General features: G+C 70.0%; 5 protein-coding genes. 3 read left to right on the top strand and 2 right to left on the bottom strand.

Annotated elements, in window-relative coordinates; all coding sequences use genetic code 11:
- Positions 1 to 695, bottom strand: a 695-nt coding sequence (locus G6021_RS04175) for an acetoacetate decarboxylase family protein (protein ID WP_182640726.1), incomplete at its 3' end; no start/stop codon positions are given.
- 146 nt (positions 696 to 841) lie between these two features.
- On the opposite strand from G6021_RS04175, the gene G6021_RS04170 reads away from it, so the two are divergent.
- Positions 842 to 1,027: a hypothetical protein gene (locus G6021_RS04170; protein WP_182640725.1), complete on the top strand. Its 186-nt coding sequence runs from the start codon at positions 842 to 844 to the stop codon at positions 1,025 to 1,027.
- Positions 1,028 to 1,058: 31 nt separating this feature from the next.
- On the opposite strand, the gene aspA is transcribed toward G6021_RS04170, so the two are convergent.
- Complete coding sequence (gene aspA, locus G6021_RS04165) at positions 1,059 to 2,552, bottom strand: aspartate ammonia-lyase (protein ID WP_179523719.1); 1,494 nt, start codon at positions 2,550 to 2,552, stop codon at positions 1,059 to 1,061.
- Positions 2,553 to 2,669: 117 nt separating this feature from the next.
- On the opposite strand from aspA, the gene G6021_RS04160 reads away from it, so the two are divergent.
- Positions 2,670 to 3,455 (top strand): phosphatase PAP2 family protein, encoded by a 786-nt coding sequence (locus G6021_RS04160; RefSeq protein WP_182640724.1) that lies wholly within the window; start codon positions 2,670 to 2,672, stop codon positions 3,453 to 3,455.
- A gap of 165 nt (positions 3,456 to 3,620) precedes the next feature.
- Positions 3,621 to 4,193 (top strand): hypothetical protein, encoded by a 573-nt coding sequence (locus tag G6021_RS04155; RefSeq protein WP_347238911.1) that lies wholly within the window; start codon positions 3,621 to 3,623, stop codon positions 4,191 to 4,193.
- Positions 4,194 to 4,225 lie beyond the last annotated feature (32 nt).

The following is a 4,225-nucleotide window of genomic DNA, read 5'->3' as shown; positions in this document are numbered from 1 at the left end:
CCGAGCTCGCGGACGGCCTCGGCGATCCGGGCGATGTGGGGATCGCCGTCCTCTGCCCCGGAGGCGATCGCCACGCGGGCGCCCCCCAGCGGCCGGAACCGGCCGCCCGAGACCTTGGCGCCGGCGCGGACCAGGACCGGCTTGCCGTCGAGGACCTGGATGCAGTTCATCCCCAGGGAGTGGCGACCGGGGAGCGGCACCCCCAGGCGGGTGTCGAGCTTCAGGTCGATGCCACCGGCCCCCGAGGACCCCACGGCTCCGAGACGGGCGTCGTCCAGGGCTCCACCGGCCGTCCCGACCATGTCGCCCTTCCACTTGGGAAAGCCCCAGAGTTCGTTGCCCGCCGCGAGGGTGAAGTCCTGGTCGACCGGCAGCTCGTGGATGTGCTGCTGGACCCCGACCCCCGGGACCTTGACCTGGAATGCCAACCCCACCTCGTGATATCCACCGAGGACGTTGCCCGGGACGTCGTGGTACCGGACGTGGATCATCGTGACCGGCGTACGGCCACCCGGGAGGGACACCGGCTCGGCCCCCGCGGAATCCAGGATCGCGGACTGGGGCCCTGCGGCGATCAGCCGACGGGCCACGGCCGTCCGCGACAGGAACGCGGCACCCGATATCGAGGCGGAGACGACGGGGACCGGGAACGTGATCTGACGGCCCGCGACGACGCGGGAGGTGGGAGAACTCATGCCCCGACGTTAGCCGCTGCGGTAACAGGTTTCAGCATATTTCGGGGCTAACGTCCCGGGGTCGACCACGGATAGACCAGGTAGAGACGGGCACACGGTCCGCCCACGCGGCACAGACCGCGTCGACACCCACCGGGAGGCACACCATGTTGAAGGCACTCGCCGACTTCTTCGCCCAGTTCGATTTCACCGTCGGTTCGTCCGCCGCGATCAACGGCTTCATCTCCGGCTCCACCGCCGCCCTCGAGCAGTCGTTCGGATTCGACAGCTTGATCGGACAGCTCGCCGTGAGCAGCATCGGCCGGGTCGGCCCCGTCGAGAACGGCGCCTGACCCGACTCCACCGACACCGGAGAACCCCCGGTCACCCCCTCGGGTGGTCGGGGCGATCCGCGTCTCGGGTGGGGTCCGACAGGTCGTCGGGAGGCGCGGCTGCCAGCTGACCACTCGACTTGCCCTTGTACCGGGGCCGCAGCAGATTCGCGGGGGACAGGATGTCGTCGACCTCCTCCGCCGAGAGCAGGCCCATCTCCAGCACGACCTCGCGGACGCCACGGCCCGAGCGCGCGCACTCACGGCCCACCAGGTCGCCGTTGTGGTGACCGATCACGGGATTCAGATAGGTGACGATGCCGATCGAATCCATGACGTTGCGGCGGGCCACCTCGACGTTGGCCGTGATACCCCGCACGCACTTCTCCGTGAGCGTCTCGATCGCCTTGGTGAGCAGGGAGATCGACTCGAACATCGCCTGCGCGATCACGGGCTCCATCACGTTGAGCTGCAGCTGCCCCGCCTCGGCCGCCATCGTCACCGTGACGTCGTTGCCGATCACCTTGAAGCAGACCTGGTTGACCACCTCGGGGATCACCGGGTTCACCTTGGCCGGCATGATCGACGACCCCGCCTGGAGCTCGGGGAGGTTGATCTCGTTGAATCCCGCGCGCGGGCCGGAGGAGAGCAGACGCAGGTCGTTGCAGATCTTGGACACCTTGGACGCGGTCCGCTTGAGAGCGGCGTGGACGTTGACGTAGTCGCCGGTGTCGCTGGTCGCCTCGATGAGGTTCATGGCCCCGGTGACCGGCAGACCGGTCACGACCCGCAGGTGCTCGACCACCGCACGGCGGTAGTCGGGCGGCGTGTTGACGCCGGTGCCGATGGCCGTGGCGCCGAGGTTCACGTCGAGCAGCATCCGGGCCGCCGCGCCGAGGACGTGGAGTTCCTCGTCGAGGGTCACCGCGAATCCACCGAACTCCTGGCCCATGGACATGGGAACGGCGTCCTGCAACTGCGTCCGGCCCATCTTGAGGACCTCGCGGAACTCCTCCGATTTGTCGTAGCAGGCCTCCCGCAACGCGACGATCGCCGGCTCGAGCCGCTCGAGGGAGTGCCACAGGGCGATCCGGAAACCGGTCGGGTAGGCGTCGTTGGTGGACTGCGACCGGTTGACGTCGTCGTTCGGACTGATGACGTCGTAGGCGCCCTTGGGGTGACCGGTCCGCTCCAGCGCGAGGTTGGCCACCACCTCGTTGGTGTTCATGTTGACCGAGGTGCCGGCCCCGCCCTGATAGACGCACGAGGGGAACTGGTCCATGCAGCGGCCGTCCAGCAGGATCTCGTCGCACGCACCGACGATGGCCTCGGCGATGTCCGGGTCCAGGACTCCCATCTCGAGGTTCGCCAGCGCGGCGGCCTTCTTGACCATGACCATCCCGCGGATGAAGTCCGGGATGTCGCTGATGGTCTTCGAATCGATGGGGAAGTTCTCGACGGCGCGCACGGTGTGGATCCCGTAATAGGCGTCAGCCGGGACCGCCTTCTCACCGAGCAGGTCTCGTTCCACACGGGTCTGGGTCATACGTCCTCCGCTGATCGGGTCGACACGATCCACAGTAGACACGGCCCGCGGTCAGCGCGCGGTGTCACGGTTCGCGGGGATCCCCCGCCGCCGCGCGACCTTGCCTAGGGTGTGGGCATGTCGCGAACGACGACCTCCCGCCGCAGCCGGACCCTGTCCGCGGCGAAGGACGTCCTCCGGCCGCTGACCCCCTCGGACGGGGTCCTGGGCAGCATCGTCGACAGGGGCCAGGTGCCCCTGCCGCGCGGGACCTGGGCGGTGTTCGGCGTCGCGTTCGCCGGGTTCGCGCTACCCGTCATCGGGTTCGTCGAACTGGCCGAGCGGATCAGTTCCGGTGCCAAGCTGCCCTTCGACCGGCCCGTCATGCTGTGGTTGCGCAGGCGACACACCCCGCGCAACACCCGGATCGTCAGGGCGGTCACCGAACTCGGCGGCGTCACCGCCGTCCCGGTCTTCGCGCTCGCCGCCGCGGGCTACCTGGCCTACGTGCGGGGCAGCCGCCGACCGGCCGCGTTGCTCACGGTCTCCCTCGTCGGGTCCACCGTCATCAACTCGGTCCTCAAACTGATGTACCGGCGGGACCGCCCCACCTTCTTCACCCACATCGTCGAGGAGAAGAGCTACTCGTTCCCCAGTGGGCACGCCATGGCGAGTGCGGCGCTCGCCGGCTGCGCCTGCGTGCTCGCGTGGCCGACCGGGTGGCGCTACCCGGTGATCGCCGGGTCCAGCGCCTACGTCCCCGCGGTCGGCGTGACCCGCATGTACCTCGGCGTGCATTTTCCCAGCGACGTCCTCGCCGGCTGGTGCGTGAGCCTGGCCTGGGTGGGCGAGGTGGCCACGATCATGTGGCTCGTCGACCGCCTCGACTACGCCCCTCCGCTGCTCTCGCGTCCGGAGTCGTGATGGGCACCCACGCCCGGATCGTCCTGCACCACGGGGACATCCCCCGACTTCCGGCGGACGCGGTGGTCGACGCCGCCGCCCTGCGCCTGGCCCGGTCCCTTGTCGACTGAGGCGACCTCGCGAGCCGGCGCGGGACCGTCGAAAGACGCGACCGCCGCCCCGGCAGTGGTCCTGACCGAGGTCTTCGCCCCGTGGGTGGTGCTCACAGCCGGCTCGCTCCACCTCGGCCACCGGGTGGGCTCGACCGGCTGGGGAGCGGCGACCGCAGCCGGACTGGGGGTGTTACCCCAGGCGGCGATCGTCTGGCGGGTGCGACGCAAGGCCCTGTCCGATCACCACGTCACCCGCAGGGAGGACCGCCCTCTGGTGATCGCCGGAATCGCCGCGTCGGTGGCCACCCTGATGGTGGCCCAACGTCGCCGCGGGGCGCCCGTCGCACTGCAGCGGATGACCCGGGCGGCTCTCGTGGCGCTGGGCGTGGCCGGCGCCGCCACCATCCGGGTCAAGGTCTCGTTCCACACCGCCGTGCTCGCCGGTGTCGTCTCGGTGCTGGCCCGTCAGATCTCGCCCGGATACTGGCGGCTGCTCGTTCTGGTGCCACCCGTGGCGTGGGCACGGGTCCGGATCAGCCACCACACCCCGGTCGAGACCGCACTGGGCGTGCTGATCGGGGTGCCCTGCGGCTACTGGGGCGGAGGCGGGATCGCCGCCCCACCCGCCCGCTCGACCGCGAACTGAGGACTGCGCACCGAGCGCCACCGCCCCGCGGG

The organism is Dietzia sp. CW19, assembly GCF_014145265.1.
Taxonomy (GTDB): Bacteria; Actinomycetota; Actinomycetes; order Mycobacteriales; family Mycobacteriaceae; genus Dietzia; species Dietzia natronolimnaea.
Note: the sequence above shows the minus strand (reverse complement) of the source record. Positions and strands in the feature narration are given on the sequence as shown.